The sequence below is a fragment of the Rhizobium sp. BT-226 genome (assembly GCF_025847085.2).
GTDB classification, from domain to species: Bacteria; Pseudomonadota; Alphaproteobacteria; order Rhizobiales; family Rhizobiaceae; genus Rhizobium; species Rhizobium sophorae.
Window position 1 is genome coordinate 1,931,992 of the sequence record NZ_JAOYTI010000001.1, and the last position, 13,579, is coordinate 1,945,570.

Annotated in this window: 12 protein-coding genes; 7 read left to right on the forward strand and 5 right to left on the reverse strand. The window is 61.7% G+C overall.

Going from position 1 to position 13,579, the window contains the following annotated elements:
- Nucleotides 1-2 precede the first annotated feature (2 nt).
- The 6 genes from OIU37_RS09730 (at nt 3) to OIU37_RS09755 (ending at nt 7,798) form a co-directional block, all read left to right on the forward strand.
- Nucleotides 3-989, forward strand: a complete 987-nt coding sequence (locus OIU37_RS09730; protein ID WP_168311711.1) for an ABC transporter permease — start codon at nt 3-5, stop codon at nt 987-989.
- Nucleotides 990-999: 10 nt separating this feature from the next.
- Nucleotides 1,000-2,190, forward strand: coding sequence for an ABC transporter permease (locus OIU37_RS09735; RefSeq protein ID WP_264257337.1), 1,191 nt, complete (start codon nt 1,000-1,002; stop codon nt 2,188-2,190).
- A 10-nt stretch (nt 2,191-2,200) separates the two neighbouring features.
- Nucleotides 2,201-3,910, forward strand: coding sequence for an ABC transporter ATP-binding protein (locus OIU37_RS09740; protein WP_264257338.1), 1,710 nt, complete (start codon nt 2,201-2,203; stop codon nt 3,908-3,910).
- Nucleotides 3,911-3,920: 10 nt separating this feature from the next.
- Nucleotides 3,921-4,715 (forward strand): 2-oxo-tetronate isomerase, encoded by a 795-nt coding sequence (gene otnI / locus OIU37_RS09745; protein WP_264257340.1) that lies wholly within the window; start codon nt 3,921-3,923, stop codon nt 4,713-4,715.
- The gene (locus OIU37_RS09750; RefSeq protein WP_264257342.1) at nt 4,712-5,587 is read left to right on the forward strand and encodes a 2-hydroxy-3-oxopropionate reductase; all 876 of its coding nucleotides are present in this window, start codon (nt 4,712-4,714) and stop codon (nt 5,585-5,587) included. Before otnI ends, OIU37_RS09750 begins: the two co-directional genes overlap by 4 nt.
- 108 nt (nt 5,588-5,695) lie before the next feature.
- Nucleotides 5,696-7,798, forward strand: coding sequence for a beta-galactosidase (locus OIU37_RS09755; RefSeq protein ID WP_264257343.1), 2,103 nt, complete (start codon nt 5,696-5,698; stop codon nt 7,796-7,798).
- Nucleotides 7,799-7,802: 4 nt separating this feature from the next.
- Here OIU37_RS09755 and OIU37_RS09760 read toward each other — a convergent pair whose 3' ends face one another.
- Complete coding sequence (locus OIU37_RS09760; protein ID WP_264257345.1) at nt 7,803-8,345, reverse strand: hypothetical protein; 543 nt, start codon at nt 8,343-8,345, stop codon at nt 7,803-7,805.
- Between the two features lie 131 nt (nt 8,346-8,476).
- Here OIU37_RS09760 and OIU37_RS09765 point away from each other — a divergent pair, with 131 nt between their 5' ends.
- Nucleotides 8,477-8,950: a cupin domain-containing protein gene (locus OIU37_RS09765; protein WP_027683319.1), complete on the forward strand. Its 474-nt coding sequence runs from the start codon at nt 8,477-8,479 to the stop codon at nt 8,948-8,950.
- 86 nt (nt 8,951-9,036) lie between these two features.
- On the opposite strand, the gene OIU37_RS09770 is transcribed toward OIU37_RS09765, so the two are convergent.
- From OIU37_RS09770 to OIU37_RS09785, 4 genes are all read right to left on the reverse strand, one after another.
- The gene (locus OIU37_RS09770; RefSeq protein WP_264257348.1) at nt 9,037-10,146 is read right to left on the reverse strand and encodes a sn-glycerol-3-phosphate import ATP-binding protein UgpC; all 1,110 of its coding nucleotides are present in this window, start codon (nt 10,144-10,146) and stop codon (nt 9,037-9,039) included.
- A 12-nt stretch (nt 10,147-10,158) separates the two neighbouring features.
- Nucleotides 10,159-11,073 (reverse strand): ABC transporter permease subunit, encoded by a 915-nt coding sequence (locus tag OIU37_RS09775; RefSeq protein ID WP_171376225.1) that lies wholly within the window; start codon nt 11,071-11,073, stop codon nt 10,159-10,161.
- Nucleotides 11,074-11,083: 10 nt separating this feature from the next.
- On the reverse strand, nt 11,084-11,968 hold the full coding sequence (locus tag OIU37_RS09780) for a carbohydrate ABC transporter permease (protein WP_027663811.1): 885 nt from the start codon (nt 11,966-11,968) through the stop codon (nt 11,084-11,086).
- A 126-nt stretch (nt 11,969-12,094) separates the two neighbouring features.
- Nucleotides 12,095-13,450, reverse strand: coding sequence for an extracellular solute-binding protein (locus OIU37_RS09785; RefSeq protein WP_171376227.1), 1,356 nt, complete (start codon nt 13,448-13,450; stop codon nt 12,095-12,097).
- Between the last annotated feature and the right edge of the window lie 129 nt (nt 13,451-13,579).

Sequence of the window (13,579 nt, forward strand, 5' to 3'; positions counted from 1 at the left end):
CAATGCTTGGCTATATCTTCAAGCGCGTGCTCTACATGATCCCGACCTTGTTTGGCATGTCGCTGATCTCGTTCCTGATCATCCAGCTGCCGCCGGGTGACTATCTGACGTCGATGATCGCCACCATGAGCGATAGCGGCCAGACCGTCGATCCCGCGCAGATCGAGCGGCTGAAGGAAATCTACGGCTTCGACGACCCCTTCTATATCCAATATCTGAAATGGATCTGGGGCATCGTCAGCCGCGGCGACTTCGGCTACTCCTTCGAATGGGGCCAGCCCGTCTCCGGGCTGATCTGGGGCCGCATGGGCTCGACGCTGGTGATCTCGCTCTTGAGCCTGCTCTTCGTCTGGATTGTGGCATTGCCGATCGGCATCTATTCCGCTGTCCGCCGCCACTCCGTCGGCGATCATGTCTTCACATTTCTCGGCTTCATCGGCCTTGCGGTGCCGAACTTCATCCTGGCGCTGACGCTGATGTACATCGCCTATAAATATCTCGGCCAGAGCGTCGGCGGACTGATCTCGCCGGAATATGCCGAGGCGCCCTGGAGCCTCGCCAAGGTCGGCGATTTCCTCGCCCATCTCTGGATCCCGATCATCATCATCGGCGCATCCGGAACGGCAGCGATGATCCGCATCTTGCGCGCCAACCTGACCGACGAACTGCACAAGCCCTATGTCGTTACCGCCCGCGCCAAGGGACTGCCGGAATACAAGGTGATCCTCAAATATCCGGTCAGAATCGCACTCAATCCCTTCGTCTCGGCGATCGGCTGGGTGCTGCCGCATCTCGTCTCCGGCGTAACGATCACCGCCATCGTGCTGAACCTTCCGACGGCCGGCCCGCTGCTTTTCCGCGCGCTGATCTCGCAGGACATGTATCTCGCCGGCAGTTTCATCCTGCTTTTGAGCGCGCTGACCCTCGTCGGCATGCTGCTGTCGGATCTGCTGCTGGCGCTGCTCGATCCACGCATCCGGTTCAATTGAGGGGAATGCGATGAGCACGCACGAAACCTTCGGAAACCACACCGGACCCCTCCACGTCGTCGCCGACGGCCCCTCGATCAGCCCGCTGAAACAGGGCAAGGCCGTCTCGACCGCCGCGATCGGCCCCTGGCGGCTGGTCGCCGGCAAACTCATCCGCCAGAAAGTGGCGATGGTGGCCGGCGCTATCATCCTCTTTCTCTATCTGGTCGGCCTCTTCGCCGAATTCCTGGCGCCTGCTTTGCCGATGACCTCGCGACCGCAATATACCTATGCTCCACCGCAGGGGTTCAGCTTCTTCGTCGAAAAGCCGGACGGCAGTTCGGAATTCAATTTCCATGTGAAGGGCTACAAGGTCGAGATCGACAAGGTGGCGCTGCGCCGCACTTTCGTCGTCGACGACACCAAGGTCGTCCCGATCGGCTTCTTCGTCAAAGGCGCAGCTTATAACCTCTGGGGGCTGATCCCGATGAACCGGCACCTGATCGGCCCCCTCAACCAGAACGACCCGATGTATCTGCTTGGCGCCGACCGGCTCGGCCGCGACGTCTTCTCGCGCCTCGTCTACGGCACGCGCGTATCCATGTCGATCGGCCTCGTCGGCGTCGCGATGTCGCTGATCCTGGGTGTCGTGCTCGGCTCGATCTCCGGCTTCTACGGCGGCTGGGTGGATACGCTGATCCAGCGTGTCATCGAGGTCGTCAGCGCCATGCCGACCATCCCACTGTGGCTCGGCCTGGCGGCGGCGATCCCGCTGACATGGTCGCCGGTCAATGTCTATTTCGTCATAACGATTATCGTCTCGCTGCTCGGCTGGACCAGCCTGGCGCGGGAGGTGCGCGGACGGTTCCTGGCGCTGCGCAGCGAGGATTTCGTCGTTGCCGCCCGGCTCGACGGATCGAGCGAGACGCGGCTGATCTTCCGCCATATCCTGCCCTCGCTGACGAGCCATATCCTTGCGGTCGTCACACTGGCCGTGCCGACCATGATCGTCGCCGAGACCTCGCTGTCCTTCCTCGGCATCGGCCTCAAGCCGCCGGTCGTCAGCTGGGGCGTGCTGCTGCAGGACGCCCAGAACATCCGCACCGTCGCCACCGCGCCGTGGCTCCTGATCTGGCCGTCGCTCGCAGTCGTCGTCGCCGTCCTGTCCTTCAATTTCTTCGGCGACGGCCTGCGCGATGCCGCCGACCCCTATGACAATTGAGGAGGAAACCATGACCGATCTTTCAGACGACGTCGTTCTCTCCGTCGAAAACCTCTCGATCGATTTCAGGCTGCGCACCCACATCCTGCACGCCGTCGAAAATGTCAGCTTCGAGCTGAAGCGCGGTGAGACGCTCTGCCTCGTCGGCGAAAGCGGTTCCGGCAAAAGCGTCACCGCCCGCTCGCTGCTGCAGATCGTCGACAGCCCCGGCCGCATCGTTTCCGGCCGCATCCTGCTCAACAACGGCGACGGGATCACCGATATCGCCGCGTTGAAGCCGTCGGATCGGGCAATGCGCGCCATCCGCGGCCGCCGCATCGGCCTGATTTTCCAGGAGCCGATGAGCTCGCTGTCGCCGGTGCACACCATCGGCTCGCAGATCATCGAGGCCGTGCGCCTGCACAGCAATCTCGACCAGCGCGCCGCCCGCGAAAGGACCGTCGAACTGCTGCGCCAGGTCGAAATTCCGAATCCGGACAAGATGGCCGACCGTTATACGTTCGAATTCTCCGGCGGCATGCGCCAACGCGCCATGATCGCCATGGCGCTTGCCGGCAATCCCGATATTCTCATCGCCGACGAACCGACGACGGCGCTCGACGTCACCACCCAGGCCGAGATCCTCGACCTGATCAAACGCCTGCAGGTCGAGCGCGGCATGGCCATGCTGCTCATCACCCATGACATGGGGATCGTCGCCGAAGTGGCAGACGACGTCGCCGTCATGCGCTTCGGCCGTATCGTCGAGCGCGGGCCGGTCGATGCGATCTACCATGCCGCCGAGCATCCCTATACCCGCCAGTTGCTCGCATCGACGGTCAAGCTCACCCACCATGTCGAAGGCAGGCTGCCGGCCGTCGCACTGTCGCCGCAGGCGCCGCAGCCGATCCTGTCCGTCCGCAATCTCGGCAAGATCTACGGCTGGCACGGCAAGGCCAATACGCTGCGCGCCGTCGACGACGCCAGCTTCGATCTCTATCCCGGCGAAAACCTCGGTATCGTCGGCGAAAGCGGCTCCGGCAAGACGACGCTCGGCCGTCTGATCCTGCGCACCGTCGAGCCGACATCGGGCAGCATCACCTATCGCGGCAGGGACGGCGGCGAGATCGACGTCACGAAACTCACCAAGCGCGAACTCCGCACTTTCCACCGCGAAGTCCGCCTGGTTTTCCAGGATCCGTTCGCCTCGCTCAATCCGCGCATGACCGTCAAGGAGGTGATCGGCGATCCGCTTGTTGTCAACGGGCTGGCCAAGGGCAAGGCACTGGAGGACCGCGTCGCCGAACTGATGCGCCTCGTCGGCCTCGATCCGATGGGCATGGAGCGCTACCCGCATGCCTTCTCCGGCGGCCAGCGCCAGCGCATCGGCATCGCCCGCGCCCTTGCACTTGACCCGCGCATCATCATCGCAGACGAGGCGACGTCGGCGCTCGACGTCTCGATCCGCAGCCAGATCCTCGACCTGCTGCTCGATATCCGCCAGCGGCTGAACCTGAGCTTCATCTTCATCTCGCACGACATTTCGGTCGTGCGTTATTTCTGCGATCGCGTCGCCGTCATGCATCGCGGCAAAATCGTCGAACTTGGTGAGGCAGAACAGATCTGCACCGCTCCCGAAGAGGCCTACACCAAGAGCCTCATCTCCGCCGTTCCCAATCCCGACCCTCGCGACAAGCGCATGCTGCACCGGCATCGTTTCGTCGCGCCTGCCGATATCTAAGGACGATCCCGTGCCGAAATTTTCCGCCAACCTTTCCTTCCTCTACCAGGACCTGCCCTTTCTCGACCGTTTCACCGCTGCCGCAGGGGACGGCTTCGGTGCGCTGGAATATCTCGGCCCCTTTGCCGAGCCGAAGGAGAAGGTCGCCGAGGCGCTGAAGGCGAGCGGCCTGAAACAGGCGCTCTTCAACGTACCGTCCGGCGACTGGGCCGGCGGCGAGCGCGGCATCGCCTGCCTGCCGGAGCGCGTAGAGGAGTTCCGCAACGGAGTCGCGCTGGCGCTCGACTATGCCGCAGCGCTCGATTGCCCACAGGTGAACGTCATCTCCGGCCTGGTGCCGAAGGGTGCAGACCTTCAAACGCTGGAAAATGTGCTGGTCGACAATCTGAAATATGCAGCAAAACGCTGTGCCGACGCTGGCGTCAGGCTTTTGATCGAGCCGATCAATCTGCGCGATATTCCAGGTTTCTTCCTATCGACGACCACTCATGCCGAGCACATCCTCGACCGGGTCGGCTCGGACAATCTCTATATCCAGTATGATTTCTACCACATGCAGATCATGCAGGGCGACCTGATCCCGACCTTCACAAGGCTGAAGGAGAAGATCGCCCATGTGCAGATCGCCGACAATCCCGGCCGGGGCGAACCCGGCACCGGCGAGATCAACTACGGCTTCATCCTCTCCGAACTCGACCGTCTCGGCTACGACGGCTGGGTCGGCTGCGAGTACAAGCCGAAATCCGGCACCAGCGAGGGCCTCGGCTGGATGAAACCCTATCTGAACTCAGCGAGAGCAGCATGAACATTGGATTTATCGGACTGGGCGTCATGGGCCGCCCGATGGCGGAACACCTGATCGACGCCGGCCACACGCTGCATCTGAGCCGCGTGAAGGAAGCCTCGCAGCATCTTGTCGACAAGGGCGGCAAAGCTGCCGCCAGCGCCAGGACGGTGGCGCAAGCCTCCGACATCGTCATCCTGATGCTGCCGGATACACCAGATGTCGAGGCGGTGCTGTTCGGCGAAGACGGCGTCGCCTCCGGCCTTTCCCGGGGCAAGCTCGTTATCGACATGAGCTCGATCTCGCCGGTCGCCACCAAGACTTTCGCCAAACGCATCGAGGCGCTCGGCTGCGATTATCTCGATGCTCCGGTTTCCGGCGGTGAGGTCGGCGCCAAGGCCGCCTCGCTGACGATCATGGTCGGCGGCAAGGAGCAGATTTTTGAACGCGCCAAGCCGCTCTTCGAAAAAATGGGCAAGAACATCACCCATGTCGGCGGCAGCGGCGACGGGCAGACGGCCAAGGTCGCCAACCAGATCATCGTCGGCCTGACGATCGAGGCGGTTGCCGAAGCGCTGCTCTTTGCCAGGAAGGCCGGCGCCGATCCGGCCAAGGTGCGCTCTGCGCTGATGGGCGGCTTTGCTTCATCGCGCATCCTCGAAGTGCATGGCGAGCGCATGGTCAAGGAGACCTTCGAGCCCGGCTTCCGTATCCGCCTGCACCGCAAGGACATGACGCTTGCCGTCGATGCCGCCCGCGCGCTCGATCTGTCGTTGCCGAACACGGCCGCCACGCAACAACTGATGAATGCCGCGATCGCCAATGGCGACGGCGAACGCGACCATTCCGCCCTCATCCGCACCCTGGAACTCCTCGCCGGAGGACCCCGCTAGATCAACGCTTTTTAGAATAGCCGGACGACATCTTCGATTGCCGACTGCCGGATCCTTCTTTCCGGACGGCGAAGCCATGTCCGGACATCGATAGAGAAGGACAGGACAATGCTCAACAAAGATATCCAACTGCCCTACGGCGCCGTCTATTTCCGCAAGTCGAATCCGCCCCGCGAGGATTGGGAGCGCGACTACGTGACCGCTGGGCAAGACGGCCTCAACATCTTCCGCCACTGGTTCATGTGGAGCGCGATCGAAACCGCCCCCGGCGTCTACGACTGGGAGGAATATGACCGTCAGATGGACCTTGCCGCCGCAAACGGCATCAAGACCGTTATCGCCGAGTTGATCCATGCCGTGCCCGACTGGGCGGTGCGCAAATACGCTCATGCATTGCAGGTCAATGCCGACGGCACCAAACTCGGCTCCTATATGGGCGTGTCGTCGGCAACCGGCGGCTTTTCCAACAATGGTGGCGGCGCCGGCGCCCTGACGCTGAACTGCCCCGAAGTGAAGGAAGCAGCGGGCAAATTCCTGACCGCGCTCGCCACCCGCTACAAGGATCATCCGGCGATCTATGGCTACGACGTCTGGAACGAGTGCAACTATTCCGCCGATGTCGATTACAGCCCCTATGCCAAGGCTACCTTTCGCAAATGGCTGGAAAAGAAATACGGCAGCCTGAAGGTTCTGGCCAAGACCTGGTACCGCTACAGCTATGCCGAATGGGACGATATCGAGCCGCCAGTGCACATGGCGCCCTACCCCGAATGCATCGACTGGCTGCAGTTCAAGCGCGACAATTTCTATGATCAGATGCAATGGCGCATCGACACGATCCGCGCCGTCGACCAGAAGAACACCATCGTTGCCCACGGCATATCCGGCGCAATTCCCAACATGGCGGCCAACGGCTGCGACGACTGGCTCGCCGCCTCCAAGGTCGAGGTTTACGGCTTCACCTGGATCCAGGCCCGCAAGGGCTCGGAAGCCTGGAAGAACTGGTACGGCGTCGACATCAACCGCGCTGCCGCCCGCGGCAAACCCTTCTGGCATGCCGAACGCCAGGGCGGCCCGCTCTGGCTGCAGCCGCAGGTGATCGGCCGCGACAAGGAGGATGGCCGCGTCGCCGAGCCAGAGGATATCCGCCTCTGGAGCATGACCTCGCTTGCCGGCGGCGCCCGCGGCGTGATCAATCTGCGCTGGCGCCCGTTGCTCGACGGTCCACTCTTCGGCGCTTTCGGCTCCTACGGCATGGACGGCTCGCGTACGCCGCGCTCGGACATGGCAAGCGCCATGGCGAAATGGGCTAACGACAAGGCGCAGGCCACCCTCTGGGAGGCGAAGCCCGTGCGCGGCGAGGTCGGCATCCTCGTCGTCCGCGAAACCCAGGAGTTCGACTACCTCCTGAACCACGACCGCAAGGAAAAGCCCTATCCCGAAGCCATGTGGGGGGCCTATCGCGCCTTCCTCGAAAATGGCGTGCAGCCGGATTGGGTACATATCGACGACATCGCGGCCTATGATTTCCTCTATTTCCCCTATCCGATCATGTTCACGTCAGAGCAGGCGCAGCGCCTGAAAGCCTGGGTCGAAAACGGCGGCACGCTGATTGCCGAGGCATGCCCCGGCTATTTCGGCGATCGCGGCCATGTCGGCACCGTGCAGCCGAACATGGGCCTCGACGAGGTCTTCGGCGCGCGCGAGGAGGAAGTCGAATTCATGCCCGATATCGGCGACCGCATCCATTTCGCTCTCGACGGCGCGGCGGTCGACGGTGGCGGCTTCCTCCAGTCTTATCGGCTGACCGGCGGAACGGGACGCGGCCACTTCACCGACGGTCGTCTTGCCGTGGTCGAAAACGCCTATGGCAAGGGCCGCACGCTACTGATCGGCACCAACCCCTCCGTTGCCTATTACCGCACACAGGGGAAGGCGAACGGCGCTTTCTTCGCTGAGCTATTGAGATGGAGCGGGAAGAAGCGTCACGTAACGTTGTCGAATGCCGCCCTCTTCGCCCGTATCCACAAGGGAGAAAATGGCAGCTTCCTCTGGCTCGTCAATCCGACGAGAACGGCGCAGAAGACCGAGGTGACGCTATCCGAAGGAGCGCTTGCGCAAAGCCAGGCAGTCTGGCCGATCGACCATATCGGCAATAGTAGCATCGAGGTGCCGCCGCGCGATGTGCTGATCCTGCCGCTCGATAGCTGAAACTTCAGGATGCGGATGAACTGGCGCCTTCGGCAAAGGCTTCAAGCTCGGGGTCGAAATCGACCTCGACGACATTGTTGAAGACGGCGGTGGCCAGCATGATGCCGGCGAAGGCGACGAGATCGACGAGCACCTTGGTCTCGTAGCGCTGTTTCAGCTTCGCCCAGAGTTCGGCGGGAACAGCGTTGGAATCGGCGACGATGGCCTTGCCGAAGGCGTCGAGCAGCGCTTCCTCGTCGGAAAACTCCAGCGCATCGGGGTTGAAGCCCTTGTTGATCAGCGCCCTGCGAAAGAAGGTGACGGCGATCTTCGATCTGGCCGCCTTCGAGATCGCATGCGAGAAAATCCAGATCGCCCGGTCGTTGACCGCAGGATCGAGTTCGGCGCGCAGCGTGAACCACTCGGCATAGATGCGGTGAGCCGCCGGCGAGTGCAGCAGTGTCCGCTTCATGTTGGTCATCCGGCCGCGCAGCATGACTTCCTCGTCATGCGCCGCACGAACCTCTTCCGAAGCGGTGTTGTAATCGATTTGCGGGAGGTGGCTCACCGGCTCGGCTCTTTCCTTAGGCGCACAGAAGCTATCGGTGCGGAGATGTCGTGTGGCTGCGCAACGGCAATTCCGCTTGGCCGCCGCCCGGCTCAAGCCTAGACTGATCAAATCGAAGCTGGAGGCAAGGCATGAGCGACGACCACGAGCATCATCACGTCGATTGGCGCGAACATGGCGTCAAGGTCATTCCCGGCAACTCGCTCGATCCGAACACTGCGCAGACGCCAGGCATGAATCGCGCGACCGCGATCAACAACGCGCGCGCCGGCGCCGAAAAGATCTGGGCCGGCACGGTGACGATCCATGCCAACGCCAAGACCGGCGCCCATCACCATGGCGACCTCGAAAGCATCATCTACGTGGTCAAGGGCAAGGCCCGCATGCGCTGGGGCGAGCATCTGGAATATACCGCGGAGGCTGGCCCAGGCGACTTCATCTATGTTCCGCCCTATGTGCCGCATCAGGAAATCAACGCCAGCCGCGACGAGACGCTGGAATGCGTTCTCGTCCGCTCAGGCCAGGAACCGGTCGTCGTCAACCTCGACATCGAGCCGGTCGAAAAGCCGGAGGACGTCGCGTGGATCGACCCGATCCATCGTTAGAGCAATTCACCTTCGCGCAAGCGGCTGACATCCTCAGCCGCCGAACGCTCTGCCAAGATCATCGCAAAGGATCGTCGCAGACCGCTTTAGGCGTGGACGGCGCCTGCGCTGTTCATAACAGGGTTCTCGATGATCCGGCCGGTATCGGCGGCATAAAGGTGGATCTGGTCGTAATCGATCGCGATGCCGATCGGATCGCCCGACTTCACCTTCACGGCCTCAGTCAGCGCCACGGCAAAGGGCAGCCCATCGAAATCGGCGTGGACGATGCGGCTTGCGCCGAGCTCTTCGATGAAATCGGCCGTTGCGACAAGGGCACCGGGCGCATCCGGGGCCACCAGCCGGGCGGCCTCGGCGCGCATGCCGAGCACCACGCGTTTGCCTTTCAGCGGTGCGGCGCGCTCGCGTGGCAGCGCGACCTTGCGGCTTTGATCGTAGACGAAGACGCCCTCGTCATTGATCGTGCCCTCGAGCAGGTTCATCGCCGGCGTGCCGACGAAGCCGGCGACGAAGCGCGAGACCGGATGATGATAGACCTCTTCAGGCGTGCCGACCTGCTCCACCCTGCCGCCGTTCATCACCACCAGCCGGTCGGCCAGCGTCATCGCTTCGGTCTGGTCATGCGTGACGAAGATCGAGGTTGCGCTGAGGCGGCGGTGCAGGCGGCGGATTTCGGCGCGCATGGCGATGCGCAGCTTGGCGTCGAGGTTCGACAACGGCTCGTCGAAGAGAAACACCTTCGGCTCGCGGATCATCGCGCGGCCCATGGCGACGCGTTGGCGCTGGCCGCCGGAAAGGGCAGCCGGCCGGCGCTCGAGGAACGGTTCGAGACTGAGCGCCTTGGCGACCTCGCCGATGCGCCGCTGACGCTCCGACTTCGAGACACCGGCCACCTTCAATGCGTAGCCGATATTCTCGGCAACGCTCATATGCGGATAAAGCGCATAGTTCTGGAACACCATGGCACAGCCCCGCTCGCGCGGCTCCAGCTGGTTGACGACGCGGCCGTCAATGGCGATTTCACCGCCGGTGATTTCCTCGAGGCCGGCGATCATGCGCAGCAACGTGGACTTGCCGCAGCCGGAGGGGCCGAGGATGACGATGAACTCGCCCGACTGGATGTCGAGATCGACGCCGTGAACGACGGGGGTTTTGCCGTAGTTTTTCTTCACGCCACGAATGGAGATCGGTGCCAAGGGAGTACTCCTTCACTTCTCGGTGGAGATAAGGCCGCGTACGAACCAGCGCTGCATCAGAATGACGAGGATCAATGGCGGCGACATGATGATCAGGGTTCCGGCCATGGCGACGTTCCAGTCGGGCAGGCCGAATTCGGACGGGATGAGGGTCTTGAGCTGCGTCACGGCGATGCCGAAATTCGGATCGGTAGTGATCAGCAGCGGCCAGAGATACTGGTTCCAGGCCCAGACGAACATGATCGTGAAGAGTGCGATCATGTTCGGCCGCGAAAGCGGCAGCAGAATGTCCCAGAAGAACCGGACCGGACCCGATCCGTCCATCTTCGAGGCCTCGGCCAGTTCGTCGGGAACCGTCAGGTAGAACTGCCGGTAAAGGAAGGTGCCGGTCGCGGTCGCGACCAGCGGCAGAACGAGGCCGGGATAGGAATTCAGCAGGCCCCATTCGAGCTTGATCTGAATGCCGGTGACCTGTGCGACGAGCCAGCTTATGCCGGTGACTTCGAGGATCGTCTGGAACGGCTGCAACGCGTTGGCCGCAATCGAATAGGTCGGCACGATGCGGACTTCCAGCGGCAGCATCAGCGTGATGAAGATGATCCAGAAAATCACATACCGGCCGCGGAAGCGGAAGTAGACGATCGAGAAGGCTGCCATGGAAGACAGCATGACCTTGCCGGCGCCGACGGTTGCGGCGAAGATGATGCTGTGGAACAGCTTGTTGCCGAGATCGGCGCGAACCCAGGCGGTCTGAGCGTTTTCCCAGAAATGCGAGCCCGGCATCAGCGGCAGCGGCACGCGATTGACCGTCTCCAGATCGAGGGTCGACGCGATGATGACGATGGCGAAAGGCAGAAGCGCGATCACCATGCCAAGCGCGAGAAGCGTATAGCAGATGAAGTTGAATATCGGCGTGCGTTCGATCATGTCCGCGACCTCACTTGTAGTGCACGCGCCGCTCGATGAAGCGGAACTGGAAGATTGTGAGAAGGACAACGAGCACCATCAGGATGATGGACTGCGCTGCAGCACCCGAATAATCGAGACCCCTGAAGCCGTCGAAATAGATCTTATAGACCATGAGCTCGGTGGCGCGCGCCGGGCCGCCCTGCGTCATGACATCGACGATACCGAAGGAATCCTGGAAGCTTTCGGTGATGTTGATGACGAGCAGGAAGAACAGCGTCGGCGTCAGCAGGGGCAGCTGGATATCCCAGATCCGGCGCATCGGCCCCGAACCATCCATTGCGGCGGCCTCGATCAGCGAGCGCGGAATGCCTTGCAGCGCCGAGAGGAAGAAGATGAAGTTGTAGCCGATATATTTCCAGGAGAAGGCGACAACGACCGCGATCATCGCATCTTTGCCGTCGAGCGCGGGGTTCCAGAGGCCGGGCCAGACGTGGTTGATGACGGACAGAAGGCCGGCCTCCGGCGCCAGGATGAAGCGGAAGGCGAGGCCGAGAGCGGGAGCGGCAATCGCGTAAGGCCAGATGAAGACTGACCGATAGACCTTGTGACCACGCAGTTCACGATCCGTCAAAAGCGCCAGGATCAGCGCCAGCCCCATGGCAATGGCCGTCGAGCTGAAGCCGAAGATCATGCTGCGGGTAATCGAGTCCCAATAGATCGGATCGGTGAGCAACTGTCTGAAATTGTCGAAACCGACCCAGGCATTGCCGCCGCCCCATGGCTGCTCGAGCGTGAACGCCCAATAGAGCGCCTGCGCGCTCGGCCAATAGAAGAAGACGAAGATCAGCAACAGCATCGGAAATGCGAAGAGCAGCCCGATTGTCGTTGAGGAGAAAGTGACGCGCTTTTCCATGGGTGGTCGTTTTCGGCCTGATGTGGTTAGGCGCGGGCGGCGAGTTCGCAGCCGCGACAAATGAGAGACTTACAAAGACGCACCCGGCGCGCAAAACGCGGGCCGGGTGCGGCTCATATCAACCGATCAGGGGAGCTGAACGTTCTTGTAGGTTTGCTGGAAGCGACGCAGCAGCGTATTGCCGCGTTCGGCAGCGCTGTCGAGCGAAGCCTGGACATCGGCATTGTTGACGAAGATTGCCTGCAGACCATTGGCGATTTCGGTGCGGACCTGCAGCAGGCCACCGAGACGGATGCCCTGCGGAGCTGCATCGCCAGCAGGCGATGCGGTCAGGCTCTGAATGGCGAGTTCGCGGCCAGCGTAAGGCGCCTTGTCGTAAAAGCCCTGCTTCTTCAGATATTCGAAGCCGGAGTTACGAACCGGAATGTAGCCGGTAACGGTCGACCAGGTCAGCGCTTCTTCCGGCTTGGCAATGAAGTTGAAGAAGGCAGCGGCAGCCTTGTATTCAGCGTCGGAATGACCCTTCAGAACCCAGAGCGAAGCGCCGCCGACATAAGAACTGTGCCGGGTCGCATCGCCGTAGGTCGGGAGCATAGCAACGTCCCAGTTCATGCCTTGCTTGGCGGTGCGGCCAACGTTGCCGTGGTCGCCGACCGAGGTCAGGATGACCTGGCAGTCGCCAGCGGCAAAGGCTTCGACGAAGGTCTGACCGACAGCCTTGTTCTTGATGACGGCCAGCTTGTTGTCGTACCAGGACTTGAGGTCCTTGACGTAGCTGACGAGAAGCGGGTTCTTGTTGAACACCAGCTCGGCGTCGAGACCTTCAAAGCCGTTCTTCTTCGTGGCGATCGCTTCGCCGTTCACGGCTTCGAACTGCTCGATGTACTGCCAGACTTCGTTGTTGGAGATGTCAAAGCCGAGCGGGCAAGCATAGCCTGCATCCTTCAGAGCCTTGAGGTCCTCGCCTGCTTCTTTCCAGGTCGCCGGAGCATGATCCTTGCCAATCTTGGCGAAGGCGTCCTTGTTCCAGTAGAGAAGAGCGGTCGAGGAGTTGAAGGGGAAGGAGTACATCTCGCCCTTCGATGTCGCGTAGTAGCCGGAGATACCGGAGAAGTAGTCCTTCCAGTCGACATTGTAGCCCATGTCGGTCATCAGCTTGTTGGCCGGGTAGTAGGCGCCGGAAAGCATGATGTCGAGAGTGCCGGCGTCGGAGACCTGGGCGATGGTCGGCTGCTTGCCGGCGCGGAAGGCAGCAATGGTGTTCTGCAGGGACGCGTCGTAGCTGCCCTGGCTGGTGCAGACCACTTCGTAGTCGGCCTGCGACTGGTTGAAGCGATCGCACTGCTCCTGGACACGTTTTGCGATGTCACCGGAATTGCCGAACCAGAAGTCAATCTTGGTCTTATCGGCGGCGGCAGCGGGACCAGCAAGAAACGCTGTAGCGAGAAGGGCGCCAACGGCGCCGAGAAGCTTGGCTTGCATGAGAACCTCGAACGTAAAAGGGACGCGCACTTTCAGCGCACGCCCTATTAGCTGGTTCAAATTGCCACGGCCAATGAATATTACATGACATGAAACAACCCAAATACAGATGTCATAAAACCTTCACGC

Excerpts from the sequence above, each read along its gene's own strand:
- OIU37_RS09765 (WP_027683319.1), top strand. The coding sequence starts at position 8,477 with ATGAGCGACGACCACGAGCATCATCACGTCGATTGGCGCGAACATGGC.
- OIU37_RS09755 (WP_264257343.1), top strand. The coding sequence starts at position 5,696 with ATGCTCAACAAAGATATCCAACTGCCCTACGGCGCCGTCTATTTCCGC.
- OIU37_RS09730 (WP_168311711.1), top strand. The coding sequence starts at position 3 with ATGCTTGGCTATATCTTCAAGCGCGTGCTCTACATGATCCCGACCTTG.
- OIU37_RS09750 (WP_264257342.1), top strand. The coding sequence starts at position 4,712 with ATGAACATTGGATTTATCGGACTGGGCGTCATGGGCCGCCCGATGGCG.
- OIU37_RS09740 (WP_264257338.1), top strand. The coding sequence starts at position 2,201 with ATGACCGATCTTTCAGACGACGTCGTTCTCTCCGTCGAAAACCTCTCG.
- OIU37_RS09780 (WP_027663811.1), bottom strand. The coding sequence starts at position 11,968 with ATGGAAAAGCGCGTCACTTTCTCCTCAACGACAATCGGGCTGCTCTTC.
- OIU37_RS09735 (WP_264257337.1), top strand. The coding sequence starts at position 1,000 with ATGAGCACGCACGAAACCTTCGGAAACCACACCGGACCCCTCCACGTC.
- OIU37_RS09785 (WP_171376227.1), bottom strand. The coding sequence starts at position 13,450 with ATGCAAGCCAAGCTTCTCGGCGCCGTTGGCGCCCTTCTCGCTACAGCG.
- OIU37_RS09775 (WP_171376225.1), bottom strand. The coding sequence starts at position 11,073 with ATGATCGAACGCACGCCGATATTCAACTTCATCTGCTATACGCTTCTC.